At 71.1% G+C, this 21,247-nt stretch carries 18 protein-coding genes; 9 read left to right on the top strand and 9 right to left on the bottom strand.

The genetic code is table 11. The features are described from left to right. Positions 1–10: 10 nt before the first annotated feature. Positions 11–820, bottom strand: coding sequence for an Fpg/Nei family DNA glycosylase (locus ACFYX3_RS12675; RefSeq protein WP_389011818.1), 810 nt, complete (start codon positions 818–820; stop codon positions 11–13). Further along, the gene (locus tag ACFYX3_RS12670; RefSeq protein ID WP_116161001.1) at positions 820–1,314 is read right to left on the bottom strand and encodes a ribose-5-phosphate isomerase; all 495 of its coding nucleotides are present in this window, start codon (positions 1,312–1,314) and stop codon (positions 820–822) included. The genes ACFYX3_RS12675 and ACFYX3_RS12670 overlap by 1 nt, the downstream gene beginning before the upstream one ends. Before the next feature lie 195 nt (positions 1,315–1,509). Here ACFYX3_RS12670 and ACFYX3_RS12665 point away from each other — a divergent pair, with 195 nt between their 5' ends. Further along, positions 1,510–2,964, top strand: a complete 1,455-nt coding sequence (locus ACFYX3_RS12665) for an amino acid permease (RefSeq protein ID WP_389011815.1) — start codon at positions 1,510–1,512, stop codon at positions 2,962–2,964. A gap of 70 nt (positions 2,965–3,034) precedes the next feature. Here the strand turns inward: ACFYX3_RS12665 and ACFYX3_RS12660 are convergent, their stop codons facing one another. Continuing rightward, positions 3,035–3,628: a biotin transporter BioY gene (locus ACFYX3_RS12660; RefSeq protein ID WP_352026139.1), complete on the bottom strand. Its 594-nt coding sequence runs from the start codon at positions 3,626–3,628 to the stop codon at positions 3,035–3,037. A 254-nt stretch (positions 3,629–3,882) separates the two neighbouring features. Here ACFYX3_RS12660 and ACFYX3_RS12655 point away from each other — a divergent pair, with 254 nt between their 5' ends. The 3 genes from ACFYX3_RS12655 to ACFYX3_RS12645 all read left to right on the top strand — a co-directional run bounded on the left by ACFYX3_RS12655 (position 3,883) and on the right by ACFYX3_RS12645 (position 7,633). Next, entirely contained in the window at positions 3,883–5,292 is a 1,410-nt protein-coding gene (locus ACFYX3_RS12655) for an amino acid permease (RefSeq protein ID WP_389011812.1), read from the top strand. A gap of 117 nt (positions 5,293–5,409) precedes the next feature. Then, positions 5,410–6,822, top strand: a complete 1,413-nt coding sequence (locus tag ACFYX3_RS12650) for an amino acid permease (protein ID WP_389011809.1) — start codon at positions 5,410–5,412, stop codon at positions 6,820–6,822. Positions 6,823–6,985: 163 nt separating this feature from the next. After that, entirely contained in the window at positions 6,986–7,633 is a 648-nt protein-coding gene (locus ACFYX3_RS12645; protein WP_376590272.1) for a superoxide dismutase, read from the top strand. 114 nt (positions 7,634–7,747) lie between these two features. Here the strand turns inward: ACFYX3_RS12645 and ACFYX3_RS12640 are convergent, their stop codons facing one another. After that, a complete protein-coding gene (locus ACFYX3_RS12640) occupies positions 7,748–8,383 on the bottom strand; it encodes a DsbA family protein (protein WP_359509991.1) in 636 nt (211 codons plus the stop codon). A gap of 159 nt (positions 8,384–8,542) precedes the next feature. Here ACFYX3_RS12640 and pepN point away from each other — a divergent pair, with 159 nt between their 5' ends. Both pepN and ACFYX3_RS12630 read left to right on the top strand, forming a co-directional pair. Beyond that, positions 8,543–11,089, top strand: a complete 2,547-nt coding sequence (gene pepN, locus ACFYX3_RS12635) for an aminopeptidase N (RefSeq protein ID WP_389011804.1) — start codon at positions 8,543–8,545, stop codon at positions 11,087–11,089. Between the two features lie 135 nt (positions 11,090–11,224). Next, complete coding sequence (locus tag ACFYX3_RS12630) at positions 11,225–12,229, top strand: hypothetical protein (protein ID WP_389011801.1); 1,005 nt, start codon at positions 11,225–11,227, stop codon at positions 12,227–12,229. A gap of 3 nt (positions 12,230–12,232) precedes the next feature. On the opposite strand, the gene ACFYX3_RS12625 is transcribed toward ACFYX3_RS12630, so the two are convergent. From ACFYX3_RS12625 to ACFYX3_RS12605, 5 genes are all read right to left on the bottom strand, one after another. Then, a complete protein-coding gene (locus tag ACFYX3_RS12625) occupies positions 12,233–13,378 on the bottom strand; it encodes a serine hydrolase domain-containing protein (protein ID WP_389011798.1) in 1,146 nt (381 codons plus the stop codon). Positions 13,379–13,489: 111 nt separating this feature from the next. Continuing rightward, positions 13,490–13,957 (bottom strand): NUDIX hydrolase, encoded by a 468-nt coding sequence (locus ACFYX3_RS12620; protein WP_389011795.1) that lies wholly within the window; start codon positions 13,955–13,957, stop codon positions 13,490–13,492. Positions 13,958–13,966: 9 nt separating this feature from the next. Beyond that, complete coding sequence (locus ACFYX3_RS12615) at positions 13,967–14,461, bottom strand: HPP family protein (RefSeq protein ID WP_389011792.1); 495 nt, start codon at positions 14,459–14,461, stop codon at positions 13,967–13,969. Positions 14,462–14,485: 24 nt separating this feature from the next. Beyond that, positions 14,486–15,349, bottom strand: coding sequence for a pyridoxamine 5'-phosphate oxidase family protein (locus ACFYX3_RS12610; RefSeq protein ID WP_389011789.1), 864 nt, complete (start codon positions 15,347–15,349; stop codon positions 14,486–14,488). A gap of 32 nt (positions 15,350–15,381) precedes the next feature. Then, positions 15,382–15,837 carry a VOC family protein gene (locus ACFYX3_RS12605; protein ID WP_385662280.1) on the bottom strand — a complete coding sequence of 152 codons (456 nt, stop codon included), beginning with the start codon at positions 15,835–15,837 and terminating at the stop codon, positions 15,382–15,384. Positions 15,838–15,968: 131 nt separating this feature from the next. Here ACFYX3_RS12605 and ACFYX3_RS12600 point away from each other — a divergent pair, with 131 nt between their 5' ends. The 3 genes from ACFYX3_RS12600 to ACFYX3_RS12590 all read left to right on the top strand — a co-directional run bounded on the left by ACFYX3_RS12600 (position 15,969) and on the right by ACFYX3_RS12590 (position 21,219). Continuing rightward, positions 15,969–16,511, top strand: coding sequence for a CGNR zinc finger domain-containing protein (locus ACFYX3_RS12600; RefSeq protein ID WP_382658367.1), 543 nt, complete (start codon positions 15,969–15,971; stop codon positions 16,509–16,511). Positions 16,512–16,705: 194 nt separating this feature from the next. Next, positions 16,706–20,026 carry a S8 family serine peptidase gene (locus tag ACFYX3_RS12595; RefSeq protein ID WP_389011784.1) on the top strand — a complete coding sequence of 1,107 codons (3,321 nt, stop codon included), beginning with the start codon at positions 16,706–16,708 and terminating at the stop codon, positions 20,024–20,026. Between the two features lie 176 nt (positions 20,027–20,202). Then, positions 20,203–21,219: an aspartate-semialdehyde dehydrogenase gene (locus ACFYX3_RS12590; RefSeq protein WP_376590291.1), complete on the top strand. Its 1,017-nt coding sequence runs from the start codon at positions 20,203–20,205 to the stop codon at positions 21,217–21,219. Positions 21,220–21,247 lie beyond the last annotated feature (28 nt).

Genomic DNA, 21,247 nt, shown 5'->3' with positions numbered 1-21,247 from the left:
CGGCAACGGGTCAGCGCCGCTGGCAGCCGGGGCACCAGAAGAGGTTGCGGTTGGCCAGGTTCGCCGTGCGGATCTCGGCGCCGCAGATGTGGCACGGCATGTTCGCACGGCGGTAGACGTAGACCTCGCCGCCGTGGTCGTCCACGCGGGGTGGGCGGCCCATGGCCTCGGGGGTGTGTTCGGGGCGGACCGTGTCGATGCGGTTCAGGCGGACGCCCTCGCGCATGAGGGCCGCCAGGTCCTCCCAGATCGCGGTCCACTCCCCCGCGACGAGGTCCTTGCCCGCGCGGTACGGGTCGATGCCGTGCCGGAAGAGGACCTCGGCGCGGTAGACGTTGCCGACGCCCGCGATGATCTTCTGGTCCATGAGGAGGGCCGCGATCGTCGTCCGGGACCTGGAGACGCGGCGCCAGGCCTTCGCCGGGTCGTCGGCCTCGCGGAGCGGGTCCGGGCCGAGGCGGTCGTGTATCGCCTGCTTCTCGGCGTCCGTGATCAGCGCGCACGTGGTGGGGCCGCGCAGGTCGACGTATCCCTCGGGGTTCGCGAGCCGCAGCCGGACCGTGTCCGTGGGCGGCGGCGCCGGGGCGTCGCCGAAGTTCACCTTGCCGAAGAGGCCCAGGTGGATGTGGATCCATTCGTCGCCGGGGAAGCCCAGGAAGAGGTGCTTCCCGTGGGCTTCCGTCGTCTCCAGGGTCGTGCCGTCGAGCAGGGCCGCCGAGTCGGCGAACTTGCCCTGGGGGCTGGAGACGCGCACGGGCCGGCCGCCGAACCGCTCGCGGTGGTCGGCGGCCAGCCGGTGGATGGTGTGCCCTTCGGGCATCAGGCGGTCGGCTCCTGCGGGTGGTGCGCCGGGATCGGGGGGAGCTCGCCGGTGGTCTCGTACGCGGTGAGCATGTCGATCCGGCGGGTGTGGCGCTCGTCACCGGAGTACGGGGTGTTCAGGAAGATCTCGACGAACTTGGTCGCCTCTTCCTGGGTGTGCATCCGGCCGCCGACGGAGATCACGTTGGCGTTGTTGTGCTCGCGGCCGAGGGCGGCGGTCTGCTCGCTCCAGGCGAGGGCGGCGCGCACCCCCTTCACCTTGTTCGCGGCGATCTGCTCGCCGTTGCCGGAGCCGCCGATGACGATGCCCAGGCCGTCCGGGTCCGCGGCCGTCTTCTCGGCGGCGCGCAGGCAGAACGGCGGGTAGTCGTCGAGGGCGTCGTAGATGTGGGGGCCGCAGTCGACGGGCTCGTGGCCGTGGGCCTTGAGCCACTCGACGAGGTGGTTCTTTAGTTCAAAGCCGGCGTGGTCGGAACCGATATAGACGCGCATGATGCCGAGTGTGGCACGTCAGGGCCCGGGTAGCAGGCAGCGGGGTCGGGAGCTTCACCCGACCTGGTACGGACCTTCGACTTCGCGAGGTCGCCCGTACAACGATCCGGAATGAGGTCTTCCGATCATCCCTGTTCACGGGGTTCAATGCATGGGCTCGCGACCCGAGCACCCCCCACACACGAGGAAGCGTCGATGAACACGCAACCGACCCTGACGAAGGACGGCCAGGAGACCGGCACCACCGGCGACTCGCAGTCCTCCGACGGCCTCAAGGCCGGGCTCAAGAACCGCCACCTGTCGATGATCGCGATCGGCGGCGTCATCGGCGCCGGTCTCTTCGTCGGCTCCGGCTCCGGCATCGCCGCGGCCGGTCCCGCGATCCTCCTCTCGTACGCACTCGTCGGCGCCATGGTCGTCTTCGTGATGCGGATGCTCGGCGAGATGGCCGCCGCCCGGCCGTCCTCGGGTTCCTTCTCGGCCTACGCCGACCAGGCACTCGGCCGCTGGGCCGGTTTCACCATCGGCTGGCTGTACTGGTTCTTCTGGGTCGTCGTCCTCGCCGTCGAGGCGACCGCGGGCGCCAAGATCCTGGAGAGCTGGGTCCCGGCCGTGCCGCAGTGGGGCTGGGCGCTCATCGTGATGGTGGTGCTGACCGCGACCAACCTGGGCTCGGTCGCCTCGTACGGCGAGTTCGAGTTCTGGTTCGCCGGCATCAAGGTCGTCGCCATCGGCGCCTTCGTCGTCATCGGCCTGCTCGCCGTCTTCGGCGTGCTCCCCGGCTCGGACAACCCGGGCGCCGGATTCGCGCACCTCACCGACTCCGGGGGCTTCTTCCCGATGGGCGCGGGCGCGGTCCTCACGGGTGTCCTGATGGTCGTGTTCTCCTTCATGGGCAGCGAGATCGTCACCCTGGCCGCCGGCGAGTCCGAGGACCCGCAGAAGGCGGTCACCAAGGCCACCAACAGCGTGATCTGGCGGATCGGCGTCTTCTACCTGGGCTCGATCTTCGTCGTCCTGACCCTGCTGCCGTGGAACGACAAGTCGATCGTCGACAAGGGCTCGTACGTCGCCGCCCTCGACTCCATCGGCATCCCGCACGCCGGCCAGATCATGAACGTGATCGTCCTGACGGCCGTCCTGTCCTGCCTGAACTCGGGCCTCTACACGGCCTCCCGCATGGCCTTCTCGCTCGGTCAGCGCGGTGACGCGCCCAAGGCCTTCGCGAAGACCAACAAGCGGGGCGTGCCGACGGCCGCGATCCTCGGCTCGGTCGTCTTCGGCTTCGTCGCGGTCTTCTTCAACTACAAGTGGCCGGACACCGTCTTCGCCTTCCTGCTGAACTCCTCCGGTGCCGTCGCCCTCTTCGTCTGGCTGGTCATCTGCGTGACCCAGCTGCGGATGCGCGGCATCATCCTGCGCGAGTCGCCGGAGAAGCTGGTCGTGAAGATGTGGCTCTTCCCGTACCTGACCTGGGCGACCATCGCCATGATCGTCGCCGTCCTCGGCTACATGGTCGTCGACGGCGGCAGCAACCGCGAGCAGGTCGTGCTGTCCCTGCTCGTGGCCGCGCTCGTGATGGCGATCGCGGTCGTCCGCCAGCGCGTCGGCAAGGCCGACCGGCCCGCGGAGCTCACCGAGAGCCGCTGACCACGCATGCGAGAGGGCCCGCCGTTCCCCGGGGAACGGCGGGCCCTCTCGCATGTGTACGGGGCGGGGCTCAGCCCTTGCGGCCGACGAGCTTCCAGGCGGCCGGCAGGGCGCCCATGGCGAGCGCGGCCTTGAGGGCGTCGCCGATGAGGAACGGGGTGAGGCCGGCCGCGACGGCCTGGCCGAGGGTCATGCCGGTGGCGAGGGCCAGGTACGGCACGCCGACCGCGTAGATGAGCGCGGAGCCGAGCACCATCGCGCCGGCCGTGCGGAGCACCGAGCGGTCGGCGCCGCGGCGGGCGAGGGCGCCGACGACGGTGGAGGCGAGGAGCATGCCGAGGATGTAGCCGAAGGACGGCATGCCGTAGCCCGAGGTGGCCTGCGCGAACCACGGGACGCCCGCCATGCCCGCGACGGCGTACAGGGCGAGGGCGAGGAAGCCGCGGCGGGCGCCGAGCGCGGTGCCGACGAGCAGGGCGGCGAAGGTCTGGCCGGAGACCGGGACCGGGGAGCCGGGGACCGGGACCGAGAGCTGTGCGGCGAGGCCGGTGAGGGCGGCACCGCCGACGACCAGGGCGATGTCGCGGGCGCGGCTCGCGGGGATGAGGTCGGCGAGGACGGTGCCCGCCCGGAGGGTGCGGACGGGGGCGGTGGCGGTGCTCATCGGTACTCCGCGGGGGTGAGGGTGGGAGGGACAGGTTGACGCTATGCCAGGAGTGAGCGCTCGATCACCGTCAGCCGCCGACAAAGCGGCGGTCGAGCGTTTCGTGGAGATCGAACAAAGCCCGTCGATCACACCTCGCGCCACGTGACGCTTGTCACTGGGATCTCACGCCCAGAGGTCCTTTTTGCGCCAGGGGGCGTTCGCTGGAGAGACTGTGGAGTCTCCATAAACCTGCAGAGAGTACGAGCCTCCACATGCACGACCCCCTCGCCCCCGAGACGGAGCCGCTCGCTCCCGAACCGGAGCCCCTCGCCCACGGCCTGAAGCAGCGTCATCTGACGATGCTGGGGCTCGGCGGCGTGATCGGTGCCGGGCTCTTCGTCGGCTCGGGTGCCGGCATCGCCGTCGCCGGACCCGGCATCGTCGTCTCGTATCTGCTCGCCGGGGCGCTCGCGATGCTGGTCATGCGGATGCTCGGCGAGATGTCGGCGGCGATGCCCGCCTCGGGCGCCTTCTCGGTGCACGCGGAGCGCGCGCTCGGCCGCTGGGCGGGGTTCTCGGTGGGCTGGCTGTACTGGTTCCTGCTGGTCGTGGTCCTCGCCGTGGAGGCGACGGGCGCGGCGAAGATCGCGCACGGCTGGGTGCCGGACGTGCCGCAGTGGGGCTGGGTGCTGGTCTTCATGATCGTGTTCACCCTGGCCAACCTGGCGGCGGTGAAGAACTTCGGCGAGTTCGAGTTCTGGTTCGCCGCGCTCAAGGTCGGCGCGATCGTCCTCTTCCTGATCCTCGGCCTGCTCGCGATCGCGGGCCGGCTGCCCGACACCGATCCGGTGGGGCTCACGAACCTGACCGGGCAGGGCGGGTTCCTGCCGAACGGCTGGTCGGGGGTGGTGTCCGGGGTCCTGGCGGTCATCTTCGCCTTCGGCGGTCTCGAGGTCGTCACCATCGCGGCGGCCGAGTCCGACGACCCCGCGCGGAACGTGGCGCGGGCGGTGCGCAGCGCGGTCTGGCGGATCCTCCTCTTCTACGTGGGCTCGATGCTGGTCATCGTGACGCTGCTGCCGTGGACCTCGATGAAGCCGGGCGAGTCGCCGTACGTGGCGGTCCTGGACGCGATCGGGGTGCCGGCGGCGGGTCAGATCATGAACGTGGTGGTGTTCGTGGCGCTGCTCTCGGCGCTCAACGCGAACCTGTACGGGTCCTCCCGGATGGTGTTCTCGCTGGCGGAGCGCGGGGAGGCGCCCAAGGGGCTGCTCAAGGTCTCGGGAGACGGCACGAAGAGCGGAGGCGTGCCGCGCCGGGCGGTGCTCGCCTCGGTGGCCTTCGGCTTCGTCTCCGTCCTGCTCAATCTGAAGTGGCCGGATTCCGTCTTCCTCTACATGCTCAACGCGGTCGGCGCGGTGCTGCTCTTCGTCTGGGCGCTGATCGCGGTCTCGCAGCTGCGGCTGCGGCGCCGGATCGAGCGGGAGGCGCCCGAGACGCTGAGCCTGCGGATGTGGGGCTTCCCGTGGCTGACCTGGGTGGCGCTCGCCGCGATGGGAGCGGTGCTCGTCCTGATGCTGTTCGACGAGGGGGCGCGGCCGCAGGTGCTGTGGTCGGCGGGGGCGACCGGGGCCGTCCTGGTGGTGGCGTGGGTGCGGGAGCTGCGCACCGGGCGCACCTGAATCTTCACCTTGTGTGAACCCTGTGACCGGATAGCGGACAGCTGTTCCCTCTGAGCGGGGGTGCCCCACAGACTGTGGGCCACCCTCCCCGTCTCACCTAGTGAACAGAGTTCGCCCATGTCTCGGACCACCGCGCCCGCGCCGGCCGACCGCAAGGACGGCGCGACGACCCCCACCGGGGGCCTGACCCATGGCCTGAAGCAGCGCCATCTGTCGATGATCGCCCTCGGCGGCGTCATCGGCGCCGGCCTGTTCGTCGGCTCCGGCGCCGGCATCGCCGCCGCCGGACCCGGCATCGTCCTCGCGTACGCCATCTCGGGCCTGCTCGTCATGCTCGTGATGCGGATGCTGGGCGAGATGTCGGCCGCGCACCCCTCCTCCGGCTCGTTCTCCTCGCACGCCGAGCGGGCGTTCGGCTCCTGGGCCGGCTTCACCTCCGGCTGGGCGTTCTGGGTGCTGCTCAGCGTCGCCGTCGGCCTGGAGGGCATCGGCGCCGCGAAGATCGTCACCGGCTGGCTGCCCGGCACCCCCGAATGGGCCTGGGTCGCGCTGTTCATGCTGGTGTTCTGCGGCACCAACCTGGCGGCCGTGAAGAACTTCGGCGAGTTCGAGTTCTGGTTCGCCGCGCTCAAGGTCGGCGCCATCACGCTCTTCCTGGGCCTCGGCGTGCTCGCGATCCTGGGCGTCCTGCCCGGCACCGACTCGCCCGGCACCGGCAACCTCCTCGGCCAGGGCGGCTTCCTGCCCAACGGCAGCGAGGGCCTGATCGTCGGCCTGCTGGCCTCGGTGTTCTCGTACGGAGGCATGGAGACCGTCACCATCGCCGCCGCCGAATCCGAGAACCCCGTCAAGGGCGTCGCGAGCGCCGTGCGCACCGCGATGTGGCGGATCGCGCTCTTCTACATCGGCTCGATGGCCGTCATCGTCACGCTCCTGCCGTGGGACGACAAGGCCGTCACCGAGAAGGGCCCGTACGTCGCCGCCCTCGACCACCTGGGCATCCCGGGCGCCGGCCAGATCATGAACGTGGTCGTGCTCATCGCCCTGCTGTCCGCGATGAACGCCAACATCTACGGCTCCTCGCGCATCGCCTTCTCGCTCGTCCACCGCGGCCTCGGCCCGAAGGCGCTCGGCAAGGTCTCCGGCGGTGTGCCGCGCCTGGCCGTGCTCGCCTCCTGCTTCTTCGGCTTCGTCTGCGTGGGCCTGAACTACTGGTCCCCCGACACGATCTTCCCGTGGCTGCTCAACATGATCGGCGGCGTGATCCTGGTCGTCTGGATCTTCATCGCGGTCTCGCAGCTGGCGCTGCGCCGTCGCCTGGAGCACGAGGCGCCCGAGAAGCTGGTGGTGCGGATGTGGGGCTTCCCGTACCTGACCTGGGTGGCGCTGGCCGGCATGGCGGCGATCTTCTTCCTGATGGCCCGTGACGAGGGCACCCGCGTGCAGCTGTACGCGACGGGGGCGATGACCCTGGTGCTGGCCGCGATCGGCCTCGTCCGCCAGAAGACCGGGGCGGGCCGGACCTCCTGACCCCTCCCCGCTCCCCCGCACGGCGAGACCCCCGGACCACCGCTCGGTCCGGGGGTCTCGCCATGTCCGGGACCTAGGACGAAGAGCTGATCAACTTCTGCCGCACCTACTGCTAGCCTGCACTTGCACATTGGTTGCAATAAGCCTTCGGAGGGGACGGCCCATGGCGATCTACACACTTCCCGAGCTGCCGTACGACTACGCGGCGCTGGAGCCGGTGATCAATCCGGAGATCATCGAACTGCACCACGACAAGCACCACGCCGCTTACGTCAAGGGCGCGAACGACACCCTGGAGCAGCTGGAAGAGGCGCGCGACAAGGACCAGTGGGGTGCGGTCAACGGCCTGGAGAAGAACCTCGCGTTCCACCTCTCCGGCCACATCCTGCACTCCATCTACTGGAACAACATGGCGAGCCCGAAGGCCGGCGAGGGCGGCGGCGAGCCGCTGGCCGCCGACGGCGTCGGTGAGCTCGCGGACGCGATCACCGCCTCCTTCGGCTCCTTCGCCAAGTTCAAGGCCCAGCTGACCAAGGCCTCCGCGACCACCCAGGGCTCCGGCTGGGGCGTCCTCGCGTACGAGCCGGTCAGCGGCCGGCTCATCGTCGAGCAGGTCTACGACCACCAGGGCAACGTCGGCCAGGGCTCGGTCCCGGTCCTGGTCTTCGACGCCTGGGAGCACGCCTTCTACCTCCAGTACAAGAACCAGAAGGTCGACTTCATCGAGGCCATGTGGCAGGTCGTCAACTGGCAGGACGTGAACCGGCGCTACCTGGCGGCCAAGGCCTCGGTGCCGCTGATCTCGTTCTGACCCCGAAGGCCCCCGGCTCCTGCTCGTGATCGTCTTCTCAGCCTTCACCGGGCAGGTGGAAAAGAGGACGGCCCCCGCGATGACGTGAATCGCGGGGGCCGTCTGCGTGACGGCCTACTCGAAGCTCGGCGCCGCCGTGCGGGTGCGCTTGATCTCGTAGAAGCCGGGCGTCGACGCCACCAGCAGCGTGCCGTCCCACAGGCGGGCCGCCGCCTCGCCGCGCGGGGTCGGGGTGACGACGGGGCCGAAGAAGGCGACCTCGTCGCCCGTCGGGCCCGGGACCGCGATGACCGGGGTGCCGACGTCCTGGCCGACCTTCTCTATGCCCTCCGTGTGGGAGGCGCGCAGCTCGGCGTCGTACGTGTCCTTGTCGGCGAAGTCCGCCAGGTCCTCGGGCAGGCCGACGTCCTTCAGGGCGCCGGCGATCGCCTCGCGGGTCGGGCCCTCGCCGTTGTTGTGGAAGCGGGTGCCGAGCGCCGTGTAGAGCTTGCCGACGACCTCGTCGCCGTGCAGCTGCTGGGCGGCGATCACCACGCGGACCGGGCCCCAGGCCTGGGTCTCCAGCATCTCGCGGTACTCGGCGGGGACCTCGTCGAGCCGGTTCTCGTTGAGCACGGCCAGGCTCATGACCTTCCAGCGCACGTCGACCGGGCGCACCTGCTCCACCTCCAGCATCCAGCGGGAGGTCATCCAGGCCCACGGGCACAGCGGGTCGAAGTAGAAGTCGGCGGTGGTCCTGCTCTCGGACATGTCGCTCCTCGGTAAGGCCGTGAATGAAGGGGTTGCGCCGAAAAGGGGGAACGTTCCGGGGGCCGGCCGCATTCCCGCGCGTCGGCATCGCCGTGTGCCGCGTGACAGCAGCGCATGGGAGGATCGGTGCTGTTTCGAACGCGCCACGAAGGAGTGACCGTGCCCGGTGAGAATCTGTCCCGCGACGAGGCCCACGAGCGGGCCGCGCTGCTGTCCGTCGACGGGTACGAGGTCGTCCTCGACCTGCGGTCGGCGGTCGGCGACTCCGACGAGCCGGTGCGCACCTTCCGCTCGGTGACGACGATCCGGTTCCGCCGGACCGGCGAGGGCACGAGCACGTTCGTCGACCTGATCGCCCCTTCGGTGAACGCGGTCACGCTCAACGGCCGCTCGCTCGACCCGGCGGTGGTCTTCGACGGCGCGCGGATCGCGCTCGACGAGCTGGCCGACGAGAACACGCTCGTGGTGGACGCGCAGTGCGCCTACAGCCGGACCGGCGAGGGCATGCACCGCTTCGTCGACCCGGAGGACGGCGAGGTCTACCTCTACACGCAGTACGAGCCGGCCGACGCCCGCCGGGTGTACGCCAACTTCGAGCAGCCCGATCTCAAGGCCCCGTACCGCTTCGCGGTGACCGCGCCCGAGGGCTGGACGGTGTGGTCGAACGGAGCGGGCGAGCAGGACGCCGAGGGCGTGTGGCGGTTCGCCGAGACGGCGCCGATCTCCACGTACATCACGTGCGTCGTGGCCGGCCCGTACCACTACGTCACCGACAGCTACACGCGCGGCGACCTGGAGATCCCGCTCGGCGCGATGTGCCGCAAGTCGCTCGCGAAGCACTTCGACGCCGACGACGTCTTCCTGATCACCAAGCAGGGCTTCGACTTCTTCCACGACAACTTCGACTACCCGTACCCCTTCGGGAAGTACGACCAGGCCTTCGTCCCCGAGTACAACCTCGGCGCGATGGAGAACCCGGGCATGGTGACCTTCCGCGAGGAGTACATCTACCGGGGCAAGGTCACCCAGGCCGCGTACGAGAGCCGGGCCAACGTCATCCTGCACGAGATGGCGCACATGTGGTTCGGCGACCTGGTCACCATGGTGTGGTGGGACGACCTGTGGCTGAAGGAGTCCTTCGCGGACTTCATGGGCTCCTTCGCGAACGCCGAGGCCACCCGCTTCACCAACAGCTGGGTGACCTTCGCCAACAACCGCAAGGCCTGGGCCTACCGCGCCGACCAGCTGCCGTCCACGCACCCGATCACGGCCGACATCCGTGACCTGGAGGACGCCAAGCTCAACTTCGACGGCATCACGTACGCCAAGGGCGCCTCGGTCCTCAAGCAGCTCGTCGCGTACGCCGGGCGGGACGCGTTCCTGGAGGGCGCGCGCCGCTACTTCAAGCGCCACGCCTACGGGAACACGCGCCTGGCCGACCTCCTCGCGATCCTTGAGGAGACCTCCGGGCGCGACATGAAGGCCTGGGCGAAGTCCTGGCTGCAGACCTCCGGCGTCAACAGCCTGACCCCCGCCGTCACCTACGACGCGGAGGGCCGGATCACCGAGCTCGCCGTCCTCCAGGAGGGCGACGAGCTGCGTCCGCACCGCGCCGCCGTCGGCCTCTACCGGCTCTCCGGCGGGGAGCTCGTGCGGTACGCGCGGGCCGAGGCCGACATCACCGGCACCCGGACGGTCGTCGACGGGCTCGCGGGCGAGGAGAAGCCCGACCTGGTGCTCGTCAACGACGACGACCTGACCTACTGCAAGATCCGCTTCGACGAGGGCTCGCTCGCGACGCTCCGCGCGCACCTCGGCGACATCACCGACCCGCTGGCCCGCGCGCTGTGCTGGTCGGCGCTGTGGAACCTGACCCGCGACGGGCTCATGCCGGCCCGGGACTTCGTCTCCGTCGCGCTCGCCTTCGCGGGCCGCGAGACCGACATCGGCGTCCTCCAGATGGTGCACGGCTGGACGAAGTCGGCCGTCACCCTCTACGCGGCGCCCGCGTGGCGCGAGGAGGGCGGGCGACTGCTCGCCGAGGGCGGGCTGCGCGAGCTGCGGGTGGCCGAGCCGGGCAGCGAGCACCAGCTGACCTGGGCGCGGTTCTTCGCGGCGACCGCCTCCGCCGACGCCGACTTCCAGCTCCTGGAGGGGCTGCTCGACGGCGCGGCGAAGATCGACGGCCTCGACGTCGACCAGGAGCTGCGCTGGGCGCTGCTCTCCCCGCTGGCCGCGCACGGCCGCGCGGACGAGGCCCGGATCGACGAGGAGCTGGCCCGGGACGACACGGCCACCGGCAAGCGCCACCAGACCCGTCTGCTCGCCTCGCGGCCCTCGGCGGCGGTCAAGGCGCAGGCCTGGGCGCAGGTCGTCGAGTCGGACGCCCTGTCGAACGCGCTGGTCGAGGCGACCATCGAGGGCTTCGTCCAGCCCTCGCAGCGCGAGCTGATCGCGCCGTACGCGGAGAAGTACTTCGCGGCGATCGAGCGGGTGTGGGACGAGCGGTCGATCCAGATCGGCATCCACGTGGTCCGGGGCCTGTTCCCGGGGCTCCAGGACCGTCCGGAGACGCTGGCCGCGACGGACGCCTGGCTGTCGGAGCACGCCGGGGCGGCCCCGGCCCTGCGCCGCCTCGTCCTGGAGGCCCGTGACGACCTGGCACGGGCGCTGCGGGCGCAGGAGTGCGACGCCCTGGCCTCGTGAGGTCCCGCCGATGGGGCCGCGGGCCGCGGCCCCATCGGCAGTCGAACGTGCGTACTTTAGGGCGAGGTTGTCCCGGAATGTCGACGAGCGTGTAACAGGGGTTAGGGGAGCCTTCGGAAGCGGAAGACCCCCGGCATGAACCACAACACCCCCATCACCCCCCGCCCCCTCCCCCTCTCCTCCCGCACCGGTCGCGTGCAACGCCTCGCGTCCGCCGACCAGTTGAGGGACCAGGGCGTCCCTGCCGCCGAGGTCGCCGCGCGCTGCCGGCCCGGCGGCTGGCAGCAGCTGCTGCCCGGCGTCTTCCTGCTCCAGCCCGGGCAGCCCACCAGCGAGGACCGGCTCAAGGCCGCGCTGCTCTACGCCCGCAGGACCGGCGCCGTGCCCCCGCAGGGGCCCGACGCGATGATCACCGGGCTCGCCGCGCTCACCCTGCACCGCTTCTCCTCCGCTCCCCCGCTCACCGCCCTGGACCGGATCGACGTCCTCGTGCCGCGCACCCGCCGGCTGCGCTCGACCGGCTGGGTCCGGGTGGTCCGCGCCCCCGAGTCGCCCGATCCGGTGGAGCTCACGGGCCTCCCCGTCGCCCCCGTGGCCCGCGCCGTCGCCGACGCGGTGTCGGGCCTCTCGGACCCGGAGACGGTACGCGGGCTGCTCGCCGAGGCCGTGCGCGGCGGCCACTGCGAACCCGGCGTGGTCGTACGGGAGTTGAGCCGTGCCCGGCTGCTCTCCCGGCCGCACGTGGTGGACGCGGTGGACTCGCTGCTCGCCGAGGGGCGCGCGCGCTCCGAGCAGCGGCTGTACGAGATGGTGCGGAAGTTCGCGCTGCCGGACCCGCTGTGGAACGTGGACCTGCGGCTGCCGGGCGGCCCGCACCTGGGCGGGGTGGACGCCTACTGGCCGGACCAGGCGGTCGCCGTGGAGCTGGACACCCGGGCGCCGCGGCAGGACGACGACGAGCTGTGGACCGAGTACACCCGCAAGCGGGAGCACCTGGAGCGGCTCGGCATCACGGTCGTCCACCTCACCCCGCGCAAGCTGCGCGAGGCGATGGACCAGCAGGCCACCGTGGTCCGTACGGCCCTGATGGCCGCGTCGGACCGGCAGCCCGCCGCGTACGTCGTCGTCCTGCCGCGGTGAGCGCTACTTCGCGGACGGGGTCCCGCAGAACTCGGCCTCGACGACCTTCCCGGTGTCGCCCGTCCAGTCGGCGTTGAAGTTGCCGGCGAGGGAGTGCCCGCCATCGCGGGTCGCCAGGGCCAGGGAGGAGGAGCCGTGGATGCCGCCGCCGTGGCCCCAGACCTCCTTCCCGCAGCTGAGCTTCTGCCACATGAGCCCGAGGCCGTAACCCGTGTTCGGGTCGTCCGCGGACATCCGGACCGTGGTCGTCATCTCCTTCAGGCCCTCCTTCGTGAGGAGCCGGCCCTGGAGCAGGGCCCGGTAGAAGGTCTGCAGGTCACGGGAGTCGGAGATCATCTCGCCCGCCGAGCCCGCGATGCTCGGGTTGAGGGCGGAGACGTCGTGCACGGGAGCGTTCACGTCCCGGGAGAGCTTGGAGTACGCCGGGCTGCTGGGCTGCGGCATGGCCGAGCGGGTCCCCGGGACGGAGGTGGCGCGGAGCTTGAGCGGCTTGATGATCCGGTTCTCGACGGCCTGGCCGTACGGACGGCCGGTGACCTTCTCGATCACCATGCCGGCGAGGACGAAGTTGGTGTTGGAGTAGTTCCAGGCGGCACCGGGGGCGAAGTCCGGCTTGTGGGCCATCGCGACGGAGACCAGCTGCTGCGGGGTCCAGGTGTCGTAGCGGTGCTCCAGGAAGCCGGGGCCGAAGACCTTCTCCTGGAAGCCGGGGTCCGAGGTGTAGCTGTAGATGCCGCTGGTGTGGTTGAGCAGCTGGCGGACGGTGATCTCGCGGCCGTCGTGGCCGTTGCCCCGGACGACTCCGGGCAGCCACTTCTCGACCGGGTCGTCGAGGTCGATGCGGCCCTCCGCCTGGAGCTGGAGGAGGACGGTGGCGGTGAAGCTCTTCGTGATGGAGCCGACCCGGTAGCGGTCGTTGCCCTTGCGCTCGCCGGCGGTGCCGGTCCACTGGTCGCGTCCGTCACGGGCCTGGGCGACGGCGCCGGGCACGCCGTCGGCGACGGCCGCGTCGAGGGCCTGCTGGGTGGCCGCGTGGTCCGGCTTCGCGGGAGCCGACGCCGCGAGGGCGGGCGCGGCGAGGGTGGTGGCGGCGAGACCTGCCACGAGGGTGGCGGCGAGGACGGTGCGTACGGTGCGGGCGGCTGACATGCGGGGCTCCCCTGATCGTTGTACTGCGGTCGGGGGAGGGGACTGCGGGAGGGTGGGCGGGGGTTGATCGCCTACGTGACGGTTGAGCCGTTTTCAGCCTTCCGGCAGAGGTCAGCGATTGTCGTGCCGGGTGAGGTGCGAGCGCCCGAGCGGCGGCCGGTCCCGCCACAGCTGGAGGCCGATGTCGACGAGTTCCACACGGGCGAGGGAGGGCACGGAGTCGAGCGGATGCCAGGCGGCGAGGTCGGTGGAGCCGCCCTCCTCGTTCCGCAGGGATCCGCCCGTGATCCGGGCCTCGTAGAGGATCCGCAGCCCCTGCCAGTCGCCCGGGCCGCCGAGCCGGCTGATCCAGGAGCGCCGGATGGAGTCGACGCCGAGGAGCACGGTCGGCTCGGTCAGATAGCCGGTCTCCTCCTCGACCTCGCGGACGACGGTGTGGACGGGTTCCTCGCCGTGGTCCATGCCGCCGCCCGGCAGGGTCCACCGCTTCACCCCGTCCTTCGCGACCCAGCGGGCCAGGAGTATCTCGTCGCCCCGGACACACACGGCGTAGGCCGCCACCCTCAACTCCTGCTGCATGGGAAGAGGTTAGAACCAGTACGCGGGATACGTCCGCCCCATGACCCGGCCCGCCCCGAGCCCGACGGCGACGAGGAGGAGGGAGGCGAGGGCGAGAAGGCCGAGAAACGACCAGAAGGGCGGGGCCTGGAGCGCGACGATGACGGCCGTGGCCGCGGCGGGCGAGTGCGGGGTTCGGACGAGCATCATCACGCCGAGCGCGAGTCCGCCCGCCACGGCGGCGCTCCACGGGCCCGGCCCGGCCAGGGCGAGCACCGCGAAGCCGGTGAACGCGGAGAGCAGCTGCCCGCCGACGACGGAGCGGGGCTGGGAGAGGGGGAGGTCGGGGGCGCCGGCGACGAGGGCCATGCTGGCGGCGAGGGGTGGGATGAGGAGGGGCTGGTGGAGGGCGGTGCCGATGGCTACCAGGAGCAGGAGGGCGGTGACGCTGGCGCCGGCCGAGGTGAGGGCGGTTCTCGGGTGGGGGCGCGCGGGTGGTGCGGGGCGGGGCGGGGCGGTGGTCACTGGGCCTCCGAGGGGGTGCGGGTGTCAGGGTGTCGTCGGGTTCGACGGGGAGTACTCCGGGGGTGACCAGCGCAAGGGGCTGGCTGCCGGGGTCTCGGTCGTGCGGTCCACGTGGAAGCGGGTGACGCGGCCCTCGGGGGTGTACTCCGTGTGGGCGTGGCCGCTGAGCTGGAGGGTCAGGCCCGTCTCCCAGTCCAGGAAGAGCAGGCCCGCGCGGCCGTCCGACTCCAGGTTGCCCAGGGTCAGGAACATCGCGTTGCCCGGGTAGTCGCGCCAGCTGAGCTCCTGCGGTCCGTCGACCCGGACGAAGCCGGGGTTGCCCCCGCGGTGGCTCGTGTCCACGCCGTCGGGCGCGGTGGTGGCGATGAAGAAGGTGTCCGCCGTGTGGATACGGCTCGCCTGTCCGGAGGTCAGCGCCTCGCCGTGCCGGGCGGTGCCCGCCCCGGCGCGGTCGGGTTCGGAGCCGTACCACTCCCTCTTCTGCAGGTACTTCGGGCAGTTGGAGAAGACCTGCTCGGCCTCGACCCTGAAGCCACGGCCGCTGCGCGTGGCCGTGCCGTTGAGGCGCATGCGGCGGCGGGTGCGGGGGTCCAGGGCCAGGGTGCCGACGGGGGCGTCGTCCGGCGTGCCCTCGGGGAGGGCGGCGGCCACCGAGATGGTGTGCGGGCCCGTGGCCCGGACAAAGCCGGGCGCGCCGGTCAGCAGGCTCGACCAGACGCGGCCCTCGTGGTCCGCCGCACCGATCATCAGCATCGGCTGGGCTTCGAGGAAGGCGGCGGCGACGGGGCGGATGCCGTGGGTGATGGAGGGGGCGATGTGGTCGGCCCGGTCCCTTACGCCGGCCCTGGCCTGTACGGCGAGGGAGCCGGGGTTGTAGGCGGTGCTCATGAGGGCCTCCAGTGGTGCGCGGGGCGGCTCGACTAGAAGAAGCCGCATGTCGGGGCCGTTTCGCTCGGGGCTTCAGCGCCCTCCGCGCCCTTCGGGATCGAGATTTCCAGGCGGGTGCCGTCCGGGTCGTGGAAGAAGATGCCGCCGGAGGCCGCGCCCTCGCGGTGGGCCACGACGCCCTCGTACGCGAAGGAGGTGCCGCGGGCGGTGAGCGCGAGTTCGGCGGCGCGGACGTGTTCGAGGGACTCGGCCTCGAAGGCGAGGTGGTGGAGGCCGGGCCGGGCGGAGTCGTAGGTGCCCTCGGCCTGCTGCCAGAGGGTGAGGACCAGGCGGCCGTCCTGGCCGAGGAAGGCGTAGCGGCTGTCCTTCTCCGCGCCCTCGCCGAGGACCTCGAAGCCGAGGACGTCGCCGTAGAAGGCGAGTGAGCGGTCCAGGTCGGTGACGTTGAGGCCGACGTGGTGGGTGGCGAGCGTGCCGATCGCGGACATGAGGGTTCCCTCTCTGGTGCGGCCGCCCCTCTTCGGGCTAACCTCTTACTTCGACTTTAGGGGTTAGATATCGAGGGAGTCAACCGGTCACGTAACCTTGAAGGGTTAGTTCACCGAGGAGGGTGCCGCCCATGACCGTCATCGACCCCCGGCCGCTCACCGGCGAGCCCGTCTCCCTGGACCTGCTCAACACCCGCTGGAACGAGGAGGGCGTCCGCCAGGACCTGCTCACGGGCGTCGAGGGCCTCGCCGTCTGGCTCGCCGCCAACGGCCTCGCCGAGCGGTTCGGCGCCGACGCGACCACCCTGCGGCACACCCTCGCCGCCCGGGACGCGCTCGCCGCGCTCGTCGACCACCCCGGCGACCCCGCCGCCACCGCGCGCGTCGACGCCGTCCTCGGTCACGGCCGCATCCGGGCCACGCTCACCGCCGAGGGCCCCGGCGAGGAGGCCGAGTTCGCGGATCAGACCTGGGGTCCCGGCTGGACCGCCGCCCGCGACTACCTCGACCTGCTGCGCGCCGCGCCCGACCGGATCCGGGCCTGCGCCCACGAGGCCTGCATCCTGCACTTCTTCGACACCTCGCGGAACGGCACCCGCCGCTGGTGCTCGATGGCGGTCTGCGGCAACCGCGCCAAGGCCTCCCGCCATTACGCCCGCACGAAGGAGAGTTGAGCCGCACGCAAGGGCAACTCGCCCCGGTAGGGGCGAGTTCGTTCCCCGTGGCGCGTTCGCCGCACTGGCGGGTTTGTGCCGCGGCGGCAATACGGCCTCGGGCGACTCTCCACAAAACCCTGTCTCTTGCGAAAGGCTGAGCGGTCATCCGGTATCGGAATCCGGACGTCCTCCTTTCACAAGCAGGGATGTAGATGACCACCCCCGAAACCCAGAGCTCCATACCCGGAAGCTCGACGCACGGGCCCAGACGCGCGGCCCGCATCGCGGCCGCGGCCGGACTCGTCGCCGCGCTCGTCGCGGCCGGCGCCGCGCCCGTGCTCGCCACCGAGGCCCCGGCCACCACTCCCCCGGTCAAGTCCTCGGACCCCGCCGACAAGCTCGGCGCCATCGACGCCCAGCGGCTCACCGAGGCCCAGGCGAGCGGCGAGAAGAACGTCACCGTCCTCGTCGCCACCGCCCCCGGTGCCACCGAGCAGGTCGCCGCCCAGCTCGACGCCGTCGCCGGCGCCTCGGTCGGCAAGCAGCAGGACGCGCTCGGCTACGTCCGGGCCACCCTGCCGACCGCCAAGGCCGCGGCCGCCATCAAGGCCGCCACCCGGCTCTCCTCCGTCCAGTCCGTCGACCTCCAGGCGGAGATCGCGCTGGACGACCCGACGCCGGACGCGGGCGCCACGACGGGTGCCGTCTCCGGCACCACCGTCACGACGACGTACCCGGCCCCGGGCAAGGACACCCCGGCGAAGAACCCGTACAACCCCTCGTACGAGACGGGCGCGGTCGACTTCGTCAAGGAGCACCCGAAGGCCGACGGCCGCGGCGTGACCATCGGCATCCTGGACTCGGGTGTCGACCTCGGCCACCCGGCCCTGCAGAAGACCACCACCGGCGAGCGCAAGATCGTCGACTGGGTCACCGCCACCGACCCGGTGACCGAGGGCGACAACACCTGGCGCGCCCAGATCACCCCGGTCTCGGGCCCGGTCTTCACCGCCTCCTCGCAGAGCTGGAAGGCCCCGGCCGGCTCGTACCAGTTCAGCCGCTTCCAGGAGCGCTTCACCGCCGGTGGCGACCCGAAGGGCGACATCAACCGGGACGGCGACACCACCGACATCTTCGGCATGCTGTACGACCCGGCCGCCGGAACCGTCCGTGTGGACACGAACCAGAACAACGACTTCACGGACGACGCGCCGATGAAGCCGTACAAGGACGGCTACCAGGTCGGCTACTTCGGTACCGACAACCCGGCCACCGACGTCGTCGAGCGCACCCCGTTCGTCGTCGAGATCCGCAAGGACGTCAAGCTCGACCCGTGGGGCGACGACTACGTCGGCAAGAAGGCCGACTTCGTCAGCATCGGTCTCGTCGAGTCCGCGCACGGCACGCACGTCGCCGGCATCACCGCCGCCAACGGCCTGTTCGGCGGGAGGATGAGCGGCGCCGCCCCCGGCGCGAAGATCGTCTCCGCGCGCGCGTGCACCTGGTCCGGCGGCTGCACCAACACCGCCCTCACCGAGGGCATGACGGACCTCGTCGTCAACCGCGGCGTCGACATCGTCAACATGTCGATCGGCGGCCTGCCGCAACAGAACGACGGCGACAACGTCCGCTCGCGCCTCTACACCCGCCTGATCGACACCTACGGCGTCCAGCTGGTCATCTCGGCCGGCAACGAGGGCCCCGGCATCAACACGATCGGCGACCCCGGCCTGGCCGACAAGGTCATCTCGGTCGGCGCCGCCGTCTCCAAGGAGACCTGGGCCGCCAACTACGGCTCGGCCGTCGAGAAGAAGTACGCCATGTTCCCCTTCTCCTCGCGCGGCCCGCGTGAGGACGGCGGCTTCACCCCGACCATCACCGCCCCCGGCTCGGCCGTGAACTCCATCCCGACCTGGCTGCCGGGCGCCGGCGTCGCCGAGGCCGGCTACGCCCTGCCCGCCGGCTACGGCATGCTCAACGGCACCTCGATGTCCTCGCCGCAGGCGACGGGCGCGAGCGCGCTGCTGATCTCGGCCGCGAAGCAGAAGGGCATCGCGCTCTCCCCGCTCACCCTGCGGACCGCGCTGACCTCGACCGCGAAGCGCATCCCCGGTGTCGCCGCGCACGAGCAGGGCTCGGGCCTCATGGACATCGAGGAGGCCTGGGAGTCGATCAAGGACGGTGCCACCGCCCACGACTACAAGGTCGAGGCCCCCGTCGACACCGTGATCTTCCCGGCCCCGCACACCGGCACCGGTGTGTACGACCGCGAGGGCGGCCTCAAGGTCGGCCAGAAGAAGGTCTACGACGTCACCATCACGCGCACGAGCGGCCCGAACCGGCCGATCGAGCACGAGCTGGACCTCAAGTACAACGACGGCACCTTCCGCATCCTCGGCGACGACGAGATCGACCTGCCGCTGAACAAGCCGGTCACCGTCAAGCTCCAGGCCCGCGCCGCCACCTCCGGTGTGCACAGCGTCATCCTGGAGGCCGACGACGAGCGCACCGAGGGCGTCGACAAGCAGATCCTCGCCACCTCGGTCGTCGCGGACGACCTGGTCGCCCCGGGCTACGGCTTCTCCGCCTCCGGCTCGGTGCAGCGCAACAGCAGCAAGTCCTACTTCGTCACCGTGCCGCAGGGCACCAAGACGCTGGAGGTCGCGCTCGGCGGTCTGAAGGAGAAGAGCCAGACCCGCTTCATCTCGATCCACCCGTACGGCGTGGGTATCGAGGACAGCGCCACCACGCAGTGCTACCCGCACTACAACCCGGCCAACACCTGCCGCCCGGACCTGCGGTCCTACGCGAACCCGACGCCCGGCGTCTGGGAGATCGAGGTCGAGTCCCGCCGCACGTCGCCGGACCTGGACAACCCGTACACCCTGGGCGTCACCGCCCTCGGCGCCGACTTCGACCCGGCCGTGCAGACGGTCGCGGAGGCGAAGATCGGCACCCCGGCCGCCGTCCAGTGGCAGGTCACCAACCGCTTCGCGGGCATCGCGGGCACCCTCAAGGGCGGCTCGCTCGGCTCGCAGAAGAGCGAGACGCCGACCATCCAGCACCACGAGCAGCAGACGAAGACCGTCACCATCGGCGAGGGCGTCGAGCGGCTCGACATCGGCATCGGCAACACGTCCGACAAGGCCGCCGACCTCGACCTCACGGTCCTGCTGAACGGTGAGCAGGTCGCCCAGTCCGCCGACGGCGACTCGGAGGAGTCCGTCTCCCTGGTGAAGCCGGCCGCGGGCACGTACACCGTCGTCATCGACGGCTACTCGGTCCAGGCCGCGGGCGGCACGACGTACGACTACAAGGACGTGTACTACTCGTCCGCGCTCGGCACCGTGAAGGTCGACGAGTCGAAGCCGGTCACCCTGGCCAACGGCGCCACCGCCCCGGTGACGGCCGAGGTCCTGGTCGCCGGCGCGGCCCCCGAGGGACGCCAGTTCTTCGGCGAGGTCCAGCTGCTCAACGCGCGCGGCACCGTCGCGGGCACCGGCAGCGTCCTGATCGGCGCGGTCACCCCGTAACCGCAGGCAGTGAGGGGCGGGCGCCGAAACCGGTGCCCGCCCCTTTCGCGTCCGGAAGTCTGGAAGATCGCCGTCCGCGACTCGTCCGCCCCTTGGACAATGGATTGGACAAGGCGGGCGGGGACATACGCATCATGGACCGGCAGCACCCTGCACACGCGTACGGAGGAGTCCCCGTGAAGGTCGGAATCGTCGGAGCCACCGGTCAGGTCGGCACAGTCATGCGGAAGATCCTCGCCGAGCGGAACTTCCCGGTCGACGAGCTGCGGCTCTTCGCGTCCGCCCGCTCCGCCGGCAAGGTCGTCGACGGCGTGACCATCGAGGACGCCTCCACCGCCGACTACACCGGCCTCGACATCGTGCTCTTCTCCGCCGGTGGCGCCACCTCCAAGGCCCTCGCCGAGAAGGTCGCCTCGCAGGGCGCCGTCGTGATCGACAACTCCTCCGCCTGGCGCCGCGACCCCGAGGTCCCGCTGGTGGTCTCCGAGGTCAACCCGCACGCGGTCAAGGACCGCCCCAAGGGCATCATCGCCAACCCGAACTGCACCACGATGGCCGCCATGCCGGTCCTCAAGCCGCTCCACCAGGAGGCCGGCCTCACCGCGCTGATCGCCACCACCTACCAGGCCGTCTCCGGCTCGGGCGTGGCCGGTGTCGCGGAGCTGGACGGCCAGGTCAAGGCCGTCGCCGACCGCGCCACCGAGCTGGCCCACGACGGCGAGGCCGTGGCCTTCCCGGAGCCCGGCGTCTACCGCCGCAACATCGCCTTCAACGTGATCCCGCTGGCCGGCAACCTCGTCGACGACGGCACGCACGAGACCGACGAGGAGCAGAAGCTCCGCAACGAGTCCCGCAAGATCCTGGAGATCCCGGAGCTCAAGGTCTCCGGCACCTGTGTGCGCGTCCCGGTCTTCTCCGGCCACTCGCTCCAGGTCAACGCCCGCTTCGAGCGTCCGATCAGCGTCGAGCGCGCCTACGAGCTGCTCAAGGACGCCGAGGGCGTCGAGCTCTCCGAGATCCCGACCCCGCTCCAGGCGGCCGGCAAGGACGCCTCGTACGTGGGCCGCATCCGCGTGGACGAGACCGTCGAGAACGGCCTCGCGCTGTTCCTCTCCAACGACAACCTGCGCAAGGGCGCGGCGCTGAACGCCGTGCAGATCGCGGAGCTCGTCGCGGCCGAGCTCAAGGGCTGACCCGCACGACCCCTCGGAGGGGCGGCTT

Source organism: Streptomyces sp. NPDC002463 (assembly GCF_042889835.1).
Lineage (GTDB): Bacteria > Actinomycetota > Actinomycetes > Streptomycetales > Streptomycetaceae > Streptomyces > Streptomyces nymphaeiformis.
The sequence above is the reverse complement of the archived record's forward strand: the minus strand, read 5'-3'. Positions and strand labels throughout refer to the sequence as shown.

Coding starts and splice junctions, on each gene's coding strand:
- ACFYX3_RS12675 (WP_389011818.1), bottom strand. CDS start 820: ATGCCCGAAGGGCACACCATCCACCGGCTGGCCGCCGACCACCGCGAG.
- ACFYX3_RS12670 (WP_116161001.1), bottom strand. CDS start 1,314: ATGCGCGTCTATATCGGTTCCGACCACGCCGGCTTTGAACTAAAGAAC.
- ACFYX3_RS12665 (WP_389011815.1), top strand. CDS start 1,510: ATGAACACGCAACCGACCCTGACGAAGGACGGCCAGGAGACCGGCACC.
- ACFYX3_RS12660 (WP_352026139.1), bottom strand. CDS start 3,628: ATGAGCACCGCCACCGCCCCCGTCCGCACCCTCCGGGCGGGCACCGTC.
- ACFYX3_RS12655 (WP_389011812.1), top strand. CDS start 3,883: ATGCACGACCCCCTCGCCCCCGAGACGGAGCCGCTCGCTCCCGAACCG.
- ACFYX3_RS12650 (WP_389011809.1), top strand. CDS start 5,410: ATGTCTCGGACCACCGCGCCCGCGCCGGCCGACCGCAAGGACGGCGCG.
- ACFYX3_RS12645 (WP_376590272.1), top strand. CDS start 6,986: ATGGCGATCTACACACTTCCCGAGCTGCCGTACGACTACGCGGCGCTG.
- ACFYX3_RS12640 (WP_359509991.1), bottom strand. CDS start 8,383: ATGTCCGAGAGCAGGACCACCGCCGACTTCTACTTCGACCCGCTGTGC.
- ACFYX3_RS12630 (WP_389011801.1), top strand. CDS start 11,225: ATGAACCACAACACCCCCATCACCCCCCGCCCCCTCCCCCTCTCCTCC.
- ACFYX3_RS12625 (WP_389011798.1), bottom strand. CDS start 13,378: ATGTCAGCCGCCCGCACCGTACGCACCGTCCTCGCCGCCACCCTCGTG.
- ACFYX3_RS12620 (WP_389011795.1), bottom strand. CDS start 13,957: ATGCAGCAGGAGTTGAGGGTGGCGGCCTACGCCGTGTGTGTCCGGGGC.
- ACFYX3_RS12610 (WP_389011789.1), bottom strand. CDS start 15,349: ATGAGCACCGCCTACAACCCCGGCTCCCTCGCCGTACAGGCCAGGGCC.
- ACFYX3_RS12605 (WP_385662280.1), bottom strand. CDS start 15,837: ATGTCCGCGATCGGCACGCTCGCCACCCACCACGTCGGCCTCAACGTC.
- ACFYX3_RS12600 (WP_382658367.1), top strand. CDS start 15,969: ATGACCGTCATCGACCCCCGGCCGCTCACCGGCGAGCCCGTCTCCCTG.
- ACFYX3_RS12595 (WP_389011784.1), top strand. CDS start 16,706: ATGACCACCCCCGAAACCCAGAGCTCCATACCCGGAAGCTCGACGCAC.